The 15,764-nt window shown below is 64.3% G+C and carries 15 protein-coding genes and 1 pseudogene; 9 read left to right on the forward strand and 7 right to left on the reverse strand.

The annotated features are described in order from the left end of the window. Window positions 1-12: 12 nt before the first annotated feature. Window positions 13-432: a DUF2267 domain-containing protein gene (locus MF606_RS19850; RefSeq protein ID WP_240231054.1), complete on the reverse strand. Its 420-nt coding sequence runs from the start codon at window positions 430-432 to the stop codon at window positions 13-15. Window positions 433-774: 342 nt separating this feature from the next. On the opposite strand from MF606_RS19850, the gene purU reads away from it, so the two are divergent. Beyond that, window positions 775-1,629 (forward strand): formyltetrahydrofolate deformylase, encoded by an 855-nt coding sequence (purU, locus tag MF606_RS19855; RefSeq protein WP_240231055.1) that lies wholly within the window; start codon window positions 775-777, stop codon window positions 1,627-1,629. Window positions 1,630-1,776: 147 nt separating this feature from the next. Here the strand turns inward: purU and MF606_RS19860 are convergent, their stop codons facing one another. Further along, entirely contained in the window at window positions 1,777-2,205 is a 429-nt protein-coding gene (locus tag MF606_RS19860; RefSeq protein WP_240231056.1) for an RrF2 family transcriptional regulator, read from the reverse strand. Between the two features lie 744 nt (window positions 2,206-2,949). Beyond that, window positions 2,950-4,713, reverse strand: a pseudogene (locus tag MF606_RS19865) (cation:proton antiporter domain-containing protein); the annotation flags it as partial. Window positions 4,714-4,989: 276 nt separating this feature from the next. On the opposite strand from MF606_RS19865, the gene MF606_RS19870 reads away from it, so the two are divergent. Further along, the gene (locus tag MF606_RS19870; RefSeq protein ID WP_240231057.1) at window positions 4,990-5,826 is read left to right on the forward strand and encodes a transglutaminase-like domain-containing protein; all 837 of its coding nucleotides are present in this window, start codon (window positions 4,990-4,992) and stop codon (window positions 5,824-5,826) included. Window positions 5,827-5,977: 151 nt separating this feature from the next. Here the strand turns inward: MF606_RS19870 and MF606_RS19875 are convergent, their stop codons facing one another. The 4 genes from MF606_RS19875 to MF606_RS19890 are packed head-to-tail and all read right to left on the reverse strand — an operon-like array spanning window position 5,978 to window position 9,690. Beyond that, window positions 5,978-6,868, reverse strand: coding sequence for a transglutaminase family protein (locus tag MF606_RS19875; protein WP_240231058.1), 891 nt, complete (start codon window positions 6,866-6,868; stop codon window positions 5,978-5,980). Then, window positions 6,865-7,953, reverse strand: a complete 1,089-nt coding sequence (locus MF606_RS19880; protein WP_240231059.1) for an ATP-dependent DNA helicase — start codon at window positions 7,951-7,953, stop codon at window positions 6,865-6,867. The genes MF606_RS19875 and MF606_RS19880 overlap by 4 nt, the downstream gene beginning before the upstream one ends. Further along, complete coding sequence (locus MF606_RS19885; protein WP_240231060.1) at window positions 7,953-8,636, reverse strand: fumarylacetoacetate hydrolase family protein; 684 nt, start codon at window positions 8,634-8,636, stop codon at window positions 7,953-7,955. Before MF606_RS19885 ends, MF606_RS19880 begins: the two co-directional genes overlap by 1 nt. Beyond that, a complete protein-coding gene (locus tag MF606_RS19890) occupies window positions 8,629-9,690 on the reverse strand; it encodes an aldo/keto reductase (RefSeq protein WP_240231061.1) in 1,062 nt (353 codons plus the stop codon). Before MF606_RS19890 ends, MF606_RS19885 begins: the two co-directional genes overlap by 8 nt. A gap of 263 nt (window positions 9,691-9,953) precedes the next feature. Between MF606_RS19890 and MF606_RS19895 the strand changes: the two genes are divergently transcribed. The 7 genes from MF606_RS19895 to MF606_RS19925 all read left to right on the forward strand — a co-directional run bounded on the left by MF606_RS19895 (window position 9,954) and on the right by MF606_RS19925 (window position 15,712). Beyond that, complete coding sequence (locus tag MF606_RS19895) at window positions 9,954-10,820, forward strand: EamA family transporter (RefSeq protein WP_240231062.1); 867 nt, start codon at window positions 9,954-9,956, stop codon at window positions 10,818-10,820. A gap of 71 nt (window positions 10,821-10,891) precedes the next feature. Then, window positions 10,892-11,266 carry a YciI family protein gene (locus tag MF606_RS19900; protein ID WP_240231063.1) on the forward strand — a complete coding sequence of 125 codons (375 nt, stop codon included), beginning with the start codon at window positions 10,892-10,894 and terminating at the stop codon, window positions 11,264-11,266. After that, the gene (locus tag MF606_RS19905) at window positions 11,263-12,531 is read left to right on the forward strand and encodes an RNA polymerase sigma factor (RefSeq protein ID WP_240231064.1); all 1,269 of its coding nucleotides are present in this window, start codon (window positions 11,263-11,265) and stop codon (window positions 12,529-12,531) included. Before MF606_RS19900 ends, MF606_RS19905 begins: the two co-directional genes overlap by 4 nt. Before the next feature lie 73 nt (window positions 12,532-12,604). After that, window positions 12,605-13,003, forward strand: coding sequence for a VOC family protein (locus MF606_RS19910; protein WP_240231065.1), 399 nt, complete (start codon window positions 12,605-12,607; stop codon window positions 13,001-13,003). A 59-nt stretch (window positions 13,004-13,062) separates the two neighbouring features. Then, a complete protein-coding gene (locus MF606_RS19915; protein WP_240231066.1) occupies window positions 13,063-13,809 on the forward strand; it encodes a type II CAAX endopeptidase family protein in 747 nt (248 codons plus the stop codon). Between the two features lie 74 nt (window positions 13,810-13,883). Beyond that, window positions 13,884-14,540, forward strand: coding sequence for a response regulator transcription factor (locus MF606_RS19920; protein WP_240231067.1), 657 nt, complete (start codon window positions 13,884-13,886; stop codon window positions 14,538-14,540). Then, entirely contained in the window at window positions 14,537-15,712 is a 1,176-nt protein-coding gene (locus MF606_RS19925) for a sensor histidine kinase (protein WP_240231068.1), read from the forward strand. Before MF606_RS19920 ends, MF606_RS19925 begins: the two co-directional genes overlap by 4 nt. The last annotated feature ends 52 nt before the right edge of the window (window positions 15,713-15,764 follow it).

Genomic DNA, 15,764 nt, shown 5'->3' on the forward strand with positions numbered 1-15,764 from the left:
CGGGCGGCAGGGTCAGGCCTGGTCCCAGATAGCGACGAGCGGCGCCGGCAGCAGCGGCCGTATCGCTGCCGCGTCGAAGGGCTCGCTCTGCGTCTTGAGCAGCCAGAGCATGTCGGCCACGAGGCCCTGGGGCATATGGACATGCGGCAGGAGACGCTGCGCCAATGCCGCCTCGAATGCCGCCAGGTCCGGCGTCGGTAGCGGCTCGGCCGGCTCCCAGTCCTGATAGAACACGCCGCGCTGCACGGCTGGCAGGTGATTGCCCAAGCGGGCAATGTCGGCGAGCGGCAACCGCCCGCGCAGTTCTATGAGAAATCCACGCAGGCAGGCGAAGGCGATGTTGTTGGTTTCGAGCATGGCCCGCCGCTTGAGGCTATCCTGCCAGCGGGCAATGCTCTCATTGGCGTATTTGACGTCGCGCGGATTGGTCATCGTTCGGGTCGCTCGGCAGCTGTCATCAGCGTGACAGAAATGTGTGACTGGACAGGGGCGAAAAATCGGCGCAACCTCCCCTCATGTTCAACCAACGTGAAGGAGGTGATCCAATGTCTTATGAGATTACGGCGCTCGAAGAGGGTCTTGGATTTAAGGTGCTGGTACGGGAGGTTCTCGGCTAGCAGCTCCTTCAAGGCCGAAGTGTCGGGCTCGCCCGACGCATTCGAGAGGCCGAAACTCAGGAAGGGCCGCCCGCAAGGGTGGCCCTTTTTGCTGCGCCCTTGACGAAGTGGCTCAAGCCATTGATACCGCTGCCCAGATTAAACCCGGAGCGGCACGATGTCGTCGGCCAATTTCGTCCTCACCCTCTCCTGCGCTGACCGGCCCGGCATCGTCGCCGCCGTGACCACCGAGCTCGCGGCACTCAGCGCCAATATCGCCGAATCCAACCAGTTCTGGGATCGCGAGACGGGCCGCTTCTTCATGCGCCTGGCCTTCACCGCCCCTGAAACCGTGAGTCGCGACGCGATCGAGCGCGCGCTTAAATCGCCGATCGAGCGCTTTTCCATGAAAACCAACCTGGTCGAGGAAAGCCGCAGGAAGCGCATCGTGATCATGGTCAGCAAGTTCGACCACACGTTGCGCCACCTGCTCTACCAGATCCAGGTCGGCTGGCTCGACGCCGAGGTCGCCGCGATCATCTCCAACCACGATACGACGCGGAAGCTGGCGGAAGCCGAGGGCATTCCGTTCCACCTGCTGCCGGTGACGCGCGACACCAAGGTCGCACAGGAAGAGCAGGTGCTGGCGCTGGTCAAATCGAGCGGCGCTGATCTGGTGGTGTTGGCGCGCTACATGCAGGTGCTGTCGGATAGTCTCTCCACCCGGCTTTTCGGCCAGGTCATCAACATCCACCACTCGTTCCTGCCCAGCTTCAAGGGCGCCAAGCCCTATCACCAGGCCCATGAGCGTGGCGTCAAGATCATCGGCGCGACGGCCCATTACGTGACGCCAGACCTCGACGAAGGCCCGATCATCGAGCAGGAAACCGCTCGCGTCACCCATGCCATGAGCCCGGACGACCTGGTCGCTGCCGGCCGCGACATCGAAAGCCGCGTCCTGGCCCGCGCGGTGAAATTGCACCTGGAGAGCCGGGTCATGCTCAACGGTCGCAAGACGGTGGTGTTTGGGTAGGACCTTGTTCCATCACCACCACGGTGTCACCCCGGCGAAGGCCGGGGTCCATCCTGAGACAAATGAGCGGAGCGGCGGTGTCTGAAAGGCCTCAGGATGGATTCCGGCCTTCGCCGGAATGACATCTGAGCGGGGCGGCGCGCGTCCCTAAACCGGGATATCTTCCAACCGCAGTGAATCCGCCAATGTGGTGCGATCCAACACCTCGCGCGTCGCCAGGGTCACGCGCTCAAACACGTGGCGGATTTCGCAGCTCGCCTCGTCGCGGCAATCCTCGCATTTGCGATAGGCGATCTTGGAGAGGCAGGGCAGAGGCGCGATCGGCCCGTCGATCAACCGCAGCACATCGCCGAACATGATCAGCTCGGGCGCTTTGAGCAGCTCGTAACCACCCGATCGACCCCGCCGGCTGGCAACGAAGCCCGCCCGCTTGAGCTCAAGCAAGATCTGCTCGAGGAATTTCTTGGGGATCGACTGTTCCTTGGAGATCTCGCCGATCATCATGGTTTCGCCGCGCCCGGCCCGGGCAAGGGAAACCAGCGCACGCAAGGCGTATTTGGCTTTTTGCGAGATCATCTACCTGGGGTGCTCCCGGCGGACCCGTGCGGCCCGCCGACGTCAACCCTAGACCTATGCCCCACCGCGCAAGCCTTTGACAAGGGCCTAGCTTTTCGGCTCTGGCAGCACGGGCGGCACGCCCGCTTCGGGCTTGTCCTCTGTATCCGGCTCCGGCTCACCCTCGGTTTCCGGCTCGGGCGGCGCAATGCCACCTTCGCTGGTCTCATCGGATTCCTGCTGCGCGATTTCCTCGGCTTCTTCGGCCGGGGTTTCCGCGATCTCCTCGAGCGCTGCGGCGGGCGTTTCCGCTACCGCTTCGACTTCATCTGAGGTGGCGCCGGCCTCAACCAAGGGCTCCCCGGCCTCCGTCGGCTGGAATTCCGTCTCGACGGATGGCGCAGGCAGGATTTCATCGATAGCAGCCGGCGCCTCACCTACCGCTGGCGTCGCCTCGATCGTTTCCAGCGTCGCCGCGGGAAGCGTCTCGTCCGCCGGAGGCGGCGGCAGAACAATGACCTCGTCGGTCGCGACAACCGGCGCTTCGATGACCTCGATTTCGCCAGCCTCGGTACGCTCCGCGGCCGGTTCGGCCACCATGGACTCCGCTTCCGGCTCGGTCGTGCTCGCCACCGCGACGGCAGGAACAGCCGCAGCCATGGCCAGCAAGTTATCGCTCGGCGGCAATTTGGGATCGACGGGCGCGGCCACTGTTACGGTGTCGCCGGCACGATCACCGCGCAGGAAGGCCAGGATGCCACGGCCGATTTCGCGCTCGCCGCGAATAACCGTTGTGGCGCCCAGGCCGCGCAGGAATGTCTCCTCCTCCTCCGAATAGGCGCGCGAGACGATGCTGATGCCGGCATTGAGCTTGCGACCGGATTCGCACACCGAGCCCGCCTCGTAGCCATTGGAAATAGCGATGAGCAGGTTGCGGGCCGCGCCCAGATTGGCGAGCTTGAGCGTATCCTCGCTCGCCGCATTGCCGAACACAACCTCGAAGCCTTCGGCCCGCGCGGCGGCGACGTCGTGGTCGGAATCCTCGATGATCACCAGCCCGCCGCCATCGGCCCGGATGCCATCAGCAACGATACGGCCCACCTGGCCGTAGCCGACCAGCACGGTATGACCGGTCTGGGTCGAGGGCTCCCCGCCATCATCATCCGCTCCCGGCAGGCCGCGATCGACCGCCGCCGTGCTCGGCGCATCGGTGACGGCTGGGCCCCTGGCAGCCATGGTCGGCTCGACCGGCTCAGCCCGAGCCGGCTCAGGCTGCGTGCCACGGCGGGCGGCAACCTTGGCCTCGATGCGCGGCTTGACCCGCTCCACCGCCCAGAACACCACCGGGTTGAGCACGATGGAAATCAGCGCACCCGCCAGGATCAGATCCTGCCCCTCGGATGGGAGGATAGCGAGCGATACGCCAAGGCTGGCGAGAATGAACGAGAATTCGCCGATCTGGGCCAGCGAGGCGGAAATGGTCAGCGCCGTCCCCACGGGGCGGCGGAACAGCAGCACGATGGCGAAAGCCGCCAGCGACTTGCCGATGACGATGATGAACACCGTCGCCAGCACCGGCAGCGGATTGGTGACGATGATCGCGGGATCGAACAGCATGCCGACCGACACGAAGAACAGCACCGCAAAAGCGTCGCGCAGTGGCAAGGTCTCCTGCGCGGCGCGATGGCTGAGCTCGCTTTCAGAGAGGATCATGCCGGCAAAGAATGCGCCCAGCGCCAGCGATACGCCGAACAGCACGGACGAACCCAGCGCCACACCCAGTGCAATGGCCAGCACGGCCAGCCGGAACAATTCGCGGCTGCCGGTATGGGCGGTGCCGTGCAGCGCCCAGGGAATGACCCGCCGTCCCACGACGAGCATGAAGCCGACAAAGGCCGCCAGCTTGACCACGGTCAATCCCAGCACGCCCCAGACGCCGACATCGACGCGCAGCACGCGCTCCACGAAGGAAACGAACGGGTCATGTACGGCTTCGGCACTACCATTGAGGCCAGCAAAGGCCGGGATCAACACCAGCGCCAGCACCATGGCGAGGTCTTCCACGATCAGCCAACCCACCGCGATGCGACCGCGCTCCGTCTCGATCAGGCGCCTGTCCTGTAGGGCCTTGAGCAACACCACGGTAGACGCAACCGAGAGGGCGAGGCCGAAGAGCAGGCCGGCTCCTATGTCCCAGCCCATCAGCATGCCGAGCCCCAACCCGAGCAGGGTCGCGAAGCCGATCTGGGCGATGGCGCCCGGGATGGCGAGCGCCCGCACGCTCATCAGATCCTTGAGAGAAAAGTGGAGGCCCACACCGAACATGAGGAGGATGACGCCCAGTTCGGCGAGCTCTGCACCCAACGCCTGATCGGCAACGAAGCCGGGTGTGTATGGGCCGGCCAGAATACCGGCGAAGAGATATCCCACCAACGGCGGCATCTTCAGCCGATTGGCTATCATGCCAAAGATATAGGCCAGCACCAGACCCGCGACGATCGTTGTGATCAGGGGGGTATCGTGGTGCATGTTGCCTCCGTGGCGTGTGGTCGACCTGGTGCTGGCTGGAAATCTCTATCGCCAAGATGGGGTATCAAGGGCTGATGCGCAAGCGCCGGTAGCGCCAGAAACATCAGCAATTTGGCCAACTTGGATGAGAACCTTCACAACCGCCAAGTTTGTCTTTGTTATGACGCGGTCATTTCCCACCTTCACTTTGGCGCTAACGCGTACAAGCTTCGGCATGGCGACCCGGAACCTCCGGGCCCGGCCGGTGTTGACGCTGCGACGGCCAAGGGGTGCAGGGTGCGATTTTCCGTAGGATGCGAGATCGGCTACGACGTGGCCGAGGCGGCGACGCTGATCTTCAATATCGAGGCCATGCGCGAGCGGCGGCAGCGGGTGCTGAGCGAAACGCTGACTATCACACCGAACCTGCCGGCAGACGAGAAAACCGCCGAAGAGACCGGCAACCGCTATCTGCGCCTGACCGTCCCCAAGGGGTTGGTGCAACTGCGCTACAGCGCCGAGATCGATCTCGACCCGTTGCATCAGGCCCCCGCGATCATCGGCGAAGTCCCGATTGCCACGCTGCCGCTCGACACGCTGCCGTTTCTCAACCCGTCGCGCTATTGCCCGTCCGACCAGCTGGCGCGCTTCGCCAATCGCGAGTTCGGCGGTATCGCGCCAGGCTTCGGCCGGGTGGTCGAAATCTGCAACTGGATCAATGGCGAGGTCGACTACCTGTTCGGGACCAGCGATACGACGACAACCGCCGCGGACACGTTTTCGTTACGCGCCGGCGTCTGCCGCGACTTCGCCCATCTCGGCATCACCTTCTGCCGGGCCCTCGGCATCCCGGCGCGCTTCGTCTCCTGCTACGCCTGGCAGCTCGAACCGCAGGACTTCCACGCCGTGTTCGAGGCCTATCTAGGCGACCGCTGGTACCTGTTCGACCCCACGCGCATGGCGGCGCTCGATGGCATGGTCCGCATCGGCTGCGGGCGCGACGCCGCCGATACGGCCTTTGCCACCATCTACGGTCAGGTCATCCCACAGCCGATAACTGTTTGGAGCAATGCGATCGATGGCGACAAGAGCGAAGAGTGGACGACGGATGCGGTGAGCGTGTCGCGGGATTGATCGCTGCTGTGTCAGTCGGCACCCTCCCCCTTGCGGGGAGGGATCAAGGGTGGGGGGATGTTTAGCCCGAATATCGGGGCTCTCAACACCCCCTCCTAGCCTCCCCCGTCAAGGGGGAGGTACCGCCCAGTGCTTGTGGAGAGATCGTCCTTTACCCCATCCCATCCTGCGGACTAACCACCCGCTCGACGACCACATCCACGCTCATGCCGAGATAGTCATCCTTGCTGCCGATGAAGGTTCCGGCAATCGGGATCGCCTGCCGCGGTTCGCGGGCGACGCCGACGCGGATCAGATCGCGCGTGCCGAAAATGCCATTGGTCGGATCGAACTCGACCCAGCCCGCGCCGGGCAGATAGACCTGGCACCAGGCATGCGTCGCGCCACCGCCACGGTGATCACCGTCGCGGGCCGGAGAATAGAGGTAGCCGGTGACGAAGCGGGCCGCGAGGCCCAGTGAGCGCACCGCCTCGATCATCAGCAATGCAAAATCGCGACACGTGCCCTGCCGGCTGGCCAGGGTCTTGGAGGGTCGCTGCGTCCCCGGATCGGGCCGGCGCAAGTACTTGAAGCCCTCCTTGATCCCCAGCGTCATATTGGCCAGCAAGTGCCCGGTATTGCTCAGCCCGCGTGGATCGAGGAATCGCCTGGCCCAGGTATCGACCTCGGTTTCGTCTGGGAATTGCCGGCGCAACGTCGGCGTCAGATCAATGGCGTCGACATCGCCATAATCGAACGGAAAACTCTTGGCCCTTGCGTCGATCTCGAAGGCCGGCGTCAATTCCGGCGTGTGCTCGAGCACCATGGTCGCGACGATGCGCAATTCTTCGGCCGGCTCATCGAATTCAGCGATGGCAATGCCATTGCCGAACACGTCATGGATCCAGCGCATCGATAGCGGCTTCGGTCGGATCGCCAATCCGAACGATTCCAGCGTTTGTTCCATGCTGTCGCGCGGCCGCAGCAGCATGCGGTGCTCACCAAATTTGACCGGACGGGCATAGGAGTAGACGGTCTCGTGCCGCACCTGCAGCAGCGTCACGACACCACCGTGATCTTCTCAGCGGCACGGGTGATGCCGGTATAGAGCCAGCGCGCCCGCTCCTCGCGAAAAACGAAGCTCTCGTCGAACAGATAGACATTATCCCACTGGCTGCCCTGCGCCTTGTGGACGGTGAGGCAGTAGCCGAAGGTGAACTCGTCGAACTGGCGCCGCTCGGGCCAGCTCATGCCATCCTCTTCGCCCGAGAAGAACGCCTTGTGCGTCAGCACCCGCGTCTCGCCCTTGCCTTCGTCATCGGCCAGCAGCAGCGAATACTTGCCATTGGTGCGGCGCGTCACCTCGGTGACGATCCAGATCTGTCCGTTGAGCAGCTTCTTGCGCGGATTGTTCCTGAGGCAAACCATGCGGTCGCCTTCGACCGGCTCATGGAACGGCAGGCCTCTCAGCTCGCGCAGGCGATCATTGTATTGCAGCCGCGTCTTGTTGCGCCCCACCAGCACCTGGTCGGCCTCGAGCACCGCATTGCGATCGACGTTCTCCCGTCCGACCACGATGGATTCGCCATAGGAACCACGCTCGATAAAGCCGCCCTCGCGCACCTGCATTGACAGGTGAATGATCGGATTGTCCGCCGCCTGCCGGTGAATTTCGGTGAGCATGATATCGGGCTCTTCGGCGGTGAAGAAGCCAGCGCCCTGCACAGGCGGCAGCTGAAACGGGTCGCCCAGCACCAGCACCTTGGTACCGAAGGAGAGCAGGTCCTTGCCCAATTGCTCGTCGACCATCGATACTTCGTCGATGACGATGAGGTCGGCATCGGCTGCCGGGCTTTCGTCGTCGAGGACGAAGCGCGGTTCGCCCTCCTTCTCGCTGACCAGCGTATAGATCAGGCTATGGATGGTCTGGGCGCCCTTGCAGCCGCGCTTGCGCATCACCAAAGCCGCCTTGCCGGTGAAAGCGGCGTATTTGACCGATTTCACATCCTGCGCCAGATGCACTGCCAGCGTCGACTTGCCGGTGCCCGCCCAGCCGAACAGGCGGAACACCTGCGGGCCATTCCGGTCCTTGAGCCATGCGGACACGGCCATGAGGGCCGCATCCTGCTGGGGTGACCAGACTGGCATCAGATGATCGACGTCCTGACCGTGCCAACGCCCTCGATCATGCCTTCGAGCACGTCGCCACGCGCCACGGCGCCAACGCCGGCGGGAGTCCCGGTCATGATCAGGTCGCCGGCCCGCAGGGTGACGAACTGGGAAAGATAGGCGATGGTCTCGCTGACATTCCATATCTGGTCGCCCAGATCGCCGGTCTGGCGCACTGCGCCGTTGACCTCGAGCGCGATGACGCCCCTGGCAGGATGGCCGATGGCCTCCGCCGGCTCGATCGTGCCGATCGGCGCCGACAGATCAAACCCCTTTGCCATGTCCCAGGGCCGTCCCGCTTTCTTGGCTTCGGCCTGCAGGTCGCGACGGGTCATGTCGAGGCCCGCGGCATAGCCATAGACATGCTCGAGAGCATCGGCCGCGGCAATGTCGCTGCCATCCTTGCCGATGGCCACGACCAATTCAATTTCATGGTGGAAATCGCCGGTTTTGGGCGGATAGGGGATTGCCGCCCCACCCACCACCACCGCATCGGCCGGCTTGGTGAAAAAGAACGGCGGATCGCGCTCGTCATTGCCCATCTCGCGGGCATGCTCGGCGTAGTTGCGGCCGACGCAGAACACGCGGCGAACGGCGAACAGCCCGCCGCGAGCGATCGGCACGGTCACTGGATTATGCGGCGCAAACAGGAAATCAGCCACGCTTGAAGTCTTCCACATAGGGGGTGAGCAGATCGCGGTCGGCCGGCCCCAGCCGGTCATTGGCGGTAAATGTCTGGTGCCAATAGGGATAGAGCAGCGGCGGCTGGCTCACCGCATTGAGCCGGGCGCGCTCCTCGTCGCTGAGCTTGAGCTCGGCGGCGGCCAGATTATCCCTAAACTGCTCCTCGCTGCGCCCGCCGATAATCACCGACGTTACCCCCGGGCGGCCCAAAGCCCAGGCGAGCGCCACCTGTGCCCCCGACACACCCCGGCTGTCGGCGATGGCGACAATGACATCGACGATGTCATAGAGCTTGTCCCAGTCATTGACCGGTGGCTCGCGGAACCCGCCGACATGGCGGCCGGACTTCGGCCCGCCATCGCGGCGATACTTGCCCGACAATAGCCCACCAGCAAGCGGCGACCAGATGAGGATGCCGAGACCCTGATCCTGGCTGATCGGGATGAGTTCATATTCGGCTTCGCGCGAATGCAGCGTGTAGTGGATCTGCTGGCTGATAAACCGTTCGCCGTGGCGCGCGCCGGCCGCCTGCAACGCCTTCATGATGTGCCAGCCCGAATAGTTGGAGCAGCCGATATAGCGGACCTTGCCCTGCTTGATGAGCGTATCGAGCGCCTCCATCGTCTCCTCGATGGGCGTCATGCCATCCCATTCATGCACCTGGTAGAGGTCGATGACGTCCGTCCTGAGCCGCTTGAGGCTGGCCTCTGCCTGCGCCACGATGTGGTGGCGGCTGAGGCCAATCTCATTGGGGCCCTCGCCCATCTTGAAGCGCACCTTGGTGGCCACGAGCGCCTTCTGCCGGCGGCCGTTCTCGCTGAGCGCGACGCCGATCATCTCCTCGGAGACGCCAGCATTATAGACATTGGCGGTATCGAGCAGGTTGATCCCGGCATCGAGGCACAGATCGATCTGCCGCGTCGCGTCATCCTGCTCCGTGCGGCCGACTTTCTCGGAACCGCCAAAGGTCATCGTCCCCATGGTCAAGGTCGAGACCTTGAGACCCGAGCGGCCCAGATAGCGATATTCCATCGGCATTCCTCGTTTGTTCCTGCCGCGATAGCGGTAAGGTGTGATGAGAGTCGGGTCAATGCGGATTGGTGAGCGCGCATGTCACCTCCTCCACAGTCGCTCCCACGGACTTGATCCGCGGGGTCTCTCGCCGCGCAGTGCGCATGGACAGTGACCCGCGGATCAAGTCCGCGGGAGCGCCAGTGGGTGGATGGACTCTGTGCAAGGTGGCACCGGCTCTCGAACACTGGTAAGCCACCCGCGTTCTTCCGAAAGCCCTTCCCTTGCGGCCCCAATCCGTCCTGTTCCCCGTCACACTGGTGACCTTCGGCATGGTCTGTACGCAGATCGGCGCCTCCCTCGCCAAGGGATTGTTCCCGCTTGTCGGTGCCGAGGGCGCCACCGCCCTGCGCCTGACCCTTGCCGCCCTTGTCCTGCTGATCGTCTTCCGGCCCTGGCGCCAGCGGCTCGATCGCGCACAAAGGCGCGCTGTGCTGCTCTATGGCGGCGTCATGGGGGTGATGAACCTGTTCTTTTATGCAGCGCTGGCGACCATTCCGCTCGGCATCGCCGTCGCGCTCGAATTCAGCGGTCCGCTGGCCGTGGCGCTGGCCGGTTCGCGCAAGCCGCTTGATTTTGCCTGGATCGCGCTTGCGGTGGCCGGCCTGGCCCTGCTGCTCCCACTCGGGCAGACCGGCGGCGATGTCAGTATGATCGGCGTCCTTTTCGCCCTTGCTGCCGGCGTCTGCTGGGCCGGCTACATCATTTTCGGCCAGCGCGCCGGAACCGGCGGCGGCCCGCATATCACCGCGCTCGGCGTCGCCATTGCCGCCGCCATCGCGCTGCCATTTGGCGCCGCGACTGCCGGGTCCAAACTGCTCGACCCGGCCATTCTGCCTGTCGCACTCGGCGTGGCATTGCTCTCGAGCGCCATTCCCTACGCCCTCGACATGATCGCCCTGCCCCGCATGCCAGCCCGCATTTTCGGCATCCTGATGAGCGGCCAGCCGGCCCTCGGCGCGCTGGCAGGCTTTGTCATCCTGCATGAAGCGCTCGATGCCTGGCAGCTGATCGGCATTGCCGCCGTCGTCCTCGCCTCGCTGGGTGCGACCGTCACCATCGCGCGCAATACGCCGCCGCCGGTGGCCTGAGCAAAAATCCCTTCACCTGCTGTCTGTTTTGGGCATAGTCCCTCGTCATGTTTCTGACGAGGGATCTCGAAATGCTGTATGCCGTCCTCTGCTACAACGATGAAAACGCCGTCTCCGCCTGGACCCAGGAGGAAGACGACGCCTGCATGGTGCGCCTCGCCCAGGTCGAAGACGGCATGAAGGCCAAGGGCAAGATGGGACCGGTCGCGCGCCTGTTGCCGACCACGTCGGCCACCACCCTGCGCAAGACCTCGGGCGAACCGCTGATCATCGACGGCCCCTTCGCCGAGACCAAGGAACAGTTCCTCGGTTTCTACATCGCCGATTGCGACTCGCTCGACGAGGCCATCGCCTTTGCCAAAGACCTGGCCAAGGCCAATCCCGGGCTCGGCGGCTATGAAATCCGCCCCCTTGCCCTTTACCATCCCAGCGAGATTGGTGGATGACAGACAATGCGTGGATAGCCGCAGCCCTGACAGCGGCCCGCCCCCAAGCGGTCAGTGCGCTGCTGCGCTATTTTCGCAACCTCGATACGGCGGAGGAGGCTTTTCAGGAAGCCAGCCTCCGCGCCATCAGGACCTGGCCCGACAAAGGGCCGCCGCGCGACACCGTCGCCTGGCTGATTTTCGTAGGCCGCAATTCCGGCGTCGATGCCCTGCGCAAGACACGCCACAACGTAGCCCTGCCGCCGGAAGACGTCCTGTCCGATACCGGCGATGCCGAGGCCGAGATGGCCGAGCGCCTCGATGGCGAACATTATCGCGACGATATCCTGCGCCTGCTCTTTGTCTGCTGCCATCCCGACCTGCCGGCCAACCAGCAGATCGCACTGGCGCTGCGCGTGGTCGCAGGCGTGCCGCTACGGCAGGTGGCGCGCGCCTTCCTGGTCAGCGAAACCGCCATGGAGCAGCGCTTGACCCGGGCCAAGGCGCGTATCGCAGCCCATACGGTGTCATTCGATCCGCCCGATGCCCATGCCCGGCTCGAACGCCTCGGCACGGTGGCGGTCATGCTCTATCTCGTCTTCAACGAAGGCTATTCGCGCGGCCACTCCGACCCCGCCGCGGCGCGGCTGTGCGAAGAAGCGATCCGGCTCACCCGGCTGCTGTTGCGGCTCTTCCCCACCGAGCCCGAAGTCATGGGTCTCTGCGCCCTCATGCTGCTGCAACATGCCCGTCACACCGCGCGCACCGACGAGGCCGGACAGATCGTGCTGCTGGAAAACCAGAATCGCCGTTTGTGGAACGCCGCCATGATCGCCGAGGGTCGCGCTCTGGTCGAAAAGGCACTGCGGCATGGCACGGTCGGCACGTATCAGGTCCAGGCCGCCATCGCCGCCCAGCATGCGCGCGCCGACCATGCCGACGCCACCGATTGGGCGGCGATCGACCGCCTCTACCAGTCGCTTGAGGTCATCCAGCCCTCCCCCGTCGTGACCCTCAATCGAGCGGTCGCTGTGAGCAAATGGCGCGGCCCGGCTGCGGCGATGGCGCTGATCACTCCACTTGCCGGAGACCTCGATGGCTACTTCTATTTCCACGGTGTCAGGGGCGGATTGCTGCTGCAATTGGGCGATGACGCCGCCGCGCGCGAAGCGTTCAACCGGGCAATCGCGCTGGCCAGTACGCCAGCCGAGGCGGCCCATATCCGGGCCCATCTCGATCGGCTGGGTGACGTCCCCCGCCTCGCGGCGGCGATCGCCGTGCAATAATTGCCAGCGACCTGTCGAACTGGCCAGCTCTCATTCGTCGTGATTGCATAACCCGCGCTCACAGGAGACCGCCATGACTGACCAGCCCGCCACCAGTGGCCTTACGCCCTACGTCAATCTCAATGGCGTCGCCGATGCGATGGCTTTCTATGCCAAGGCATTTGGCGCCATCGAGCGGGCCCGCAACCAGATGGGCAGTGACAATCGCATCATCCACGGCCATGTCGAAATCAATGGCGCGCCGTTATTCCTGTCCGATTTCTATCCCGAGCACGGTTTCCCGGTCGTCACCCCGCAGGGCTACAACCTTCACCTGCAAGTCACCGACGCGCAAATGTGGTTCGACCGCGCCGTCGCCGCCGGCTGCACCGTGGTCATGCCGCTCAAGGTCGAATTCTGGGGTGATACATACGGCCAGCTCCGCGATCCCTATGGTGTGACCTGGGCCATTGGCCAGTCCAAGCAATCCTGATCACTATCGAACCCGCCGCCCCGGCGATATGGTCGCACCAATAGTATCTCGGAGGCGATGTGGCTACCACGACGGACCTTCCTTACTACGACGGCCGGCCGGTCGACATCAGCCCGCTGGGCTGGCTGATCGTGCTGGTCTCGGGCGTCGTGGCCTTCGCAATGTTGATCGCGCTCCCCTTCCCGGCCTTCCCGCTCAATCTGGTGCCACCAATTGCCTTCACCGGACTGCCGCTGCTGGCCCTGGCGGCGGTAACCGGCGGCCGGCACACGGCTTTGTTCGGACACTTCGGGCCAAGGGAATTCGGCCTGGCCTTTGGCTTCGCCGTCCTGACGCTGGCAGTCTCGGCCGCTGTCGGCCTCACCCTTTCCTGGCTCGTGCCGCTGACCAGCAACCCGACCGCTGGGGTACTTGCCAATATCGGCCCATTCGACCTGGTCGTATTCCTGGTCCGCACCTTCATCCAGCTGATCGGCGAAGAACTCCTGACCATCCTGCCGCTACTGGCTGTGCTCTGGCTCTGCGTGCACAAGTTCAACCTTTCCCGCCGGATCGGCCTGGTTATCGCAGTCATCGTCTCGACCCTGTCGTTCGCCGCCGTACATCTGCCGACTTACAACTGGAACGTCCTCCAGTGTTTTGGCGGCATTGGCTCGGCGCGACTGGTGCTCACCGCAGCCTTCCTCGCCACCCGCAATCTGTGGGTCTCGGCTGGGGCCCATGTCATCAATGACTGGACCGAGTTCTTCCTGCCGGCCCTGCTGCAGAACCTGGCCGGCCATTCCCCGATAGACACCGCCGGCTAGCCTAACGCCGACCTAACACAGTATGGGCTACCCAGGGTTGCGGCGAGACAAAGCGAACGCGGTGGGAGCGACCTGTGCGCGTATTGGTAGTTGAGGATGAACGGCAGCTCGCGGATTCGATCGCCGAGGGATTGCGCCACCATGCCATCGCCGTCGACATCTCCTATGACGGCGAGGCCGGGCTCGAAAGGGCCAGCATCAACGACTATGACGTCGTGATACTCGATCGCGATCTCCCCCTCCTTTCCGGCGACGAGGTCTGCGCCACCTTGGTTCGGTCGAAGCCGGAAACGAGAATCCTTATGCTCACGGCGGCGACCGCATTAGGTCAGCGCGTTGACGGGCTCGGGCTCGGCGCCGACGACTATCTGACCAAGCCGTTCTTCTTCGCCGAGCTCGTGGCGCGCGTGCAGGCACTGGCGCGCCGCGCTCGTCCGGCCACGCCCCCGATCCTTGAACGCGCCGGCATCCTCCTCGACAGCCATCGCCGCACCGTCATCCGCGACAACCGCTCGGTCGACCTGTCGCGCAAGGAATTTGCCGTGCTTGAGGAGCTGATGCGCGCCGATGGCGGCGTCGTTTCCTCCGAGCAACTTCTGGAGAAGGCCTGGGACGAACAGATCGATCCCTTCACCAATGTCGTTCGCTTCACCATGATGATGGTCCGGCGCAAACTCGGCACCCCTGCGGTGATCGAGACCGTGCAAGGTGTGGGGTATCGCCTCAAATGAAAGTACTTGGCTTTCCCTGGACCATCCGTACCCGCCTGACGCTGCTCTACGGCGGCGCTTTCTTCGTCGCCGGCGTCATTCTGAGCGGCATTCTGTACTTCTTCCTCGCCCAGGTGATCGAACGGCAATTCGTGTTCCGCCTGGATCCGCCATTGGGATCGCTGGCGGCTCCCGGCGGCGATATCGCCAATACGCTTCAGGTCGTTGACCTCGAAATCCGCCGGGCGCGCGAAGGCACGCTTCGCACCATGCTGATTGCTTCGACCGCCACTGTCGGCATGCTGACCATCGCCGCCGGCGGGATCGGATGGCTCTTGGCGGGGCAGGCGCTTCAGCCGCTGCGGAACATCACCGCCACCGCGCGTCGCGTCGCCGACCGCAGCCTGCATGAGCGGATTGCGCTGACCGGCCCCAGGGACGAAATCAAGGACCTTGCCGATACGCTCGACGCCATGTTCGAGCGGCTCGATCGCTCTTTCGACAGCCAGCGTCGCTTCGTGGCCAACGCCTCGCACGAGCTGCGCACCCCGCTCACCATCACCCGCACACTGATCGAGGTCGCCCTGCTTGATGCGGGGACTAACGACAAGGTCAGGCAGCTCGGCAACACCCTCCTCACCGTCAACCAGCGCCACGAAAAGCTTACCGATGGTCTTCTGACCCTGGCGAGCAGCGACCAGCGCACCGCCGACTTTCATCCCCTCGATCTTGGCGAGGTCGCCAGCCATGTCGCCGCCGAACTGCTGCCCCTCGCCGACAGGGTTTCTGTTCGTCTTGAGACCGACATCCGGCCGGCTATGGTGCTGGGCGATGCCTTCCTGATCGAGCGCCTGATCCAGAACCTGGTCGAGAACGCTATCCAGTACAATCTGCCTGAGAACGGCTGGGTCCGCGTTGAGACCATGGCGGAAGCCGACGGCATCACGCTCGTGGTGGAGAATACCGGCCCTATCGTGCCGGCATACGAAGTGCCCGGGCTGTTTGAGCCGTTCCGCCGCCTGGCCTCGACCGAGCGGCTGGCCACCTCCACTGGCGGCGCCTTCGTCCGTGGCGCCGGATTGGGCCTCTCGATCGTGCGCTCGATCGCCGAAGCTCACAGCGGCAGTGCCGAGGCCGCGCCGCGCCCAGCAGGCGGCCTTGTCGTTCGTGTTCGGATACCCGCGGCGCCCTAACGGCCGCCTAACGCGCGGTTTCGTATCCCTCTCGCATCCCCAACGGAGATGC

Origin of the sequence: Devosia lacusdianchii (assembly GCF_022429625.1) — a bacterium.
Classification (GTDB): Bacteria; Pseudomonadota; Alphaproteobacteria; order Rhizobiales; family Devosiaceae; genus Devosia; species Devosia lacusdianchii.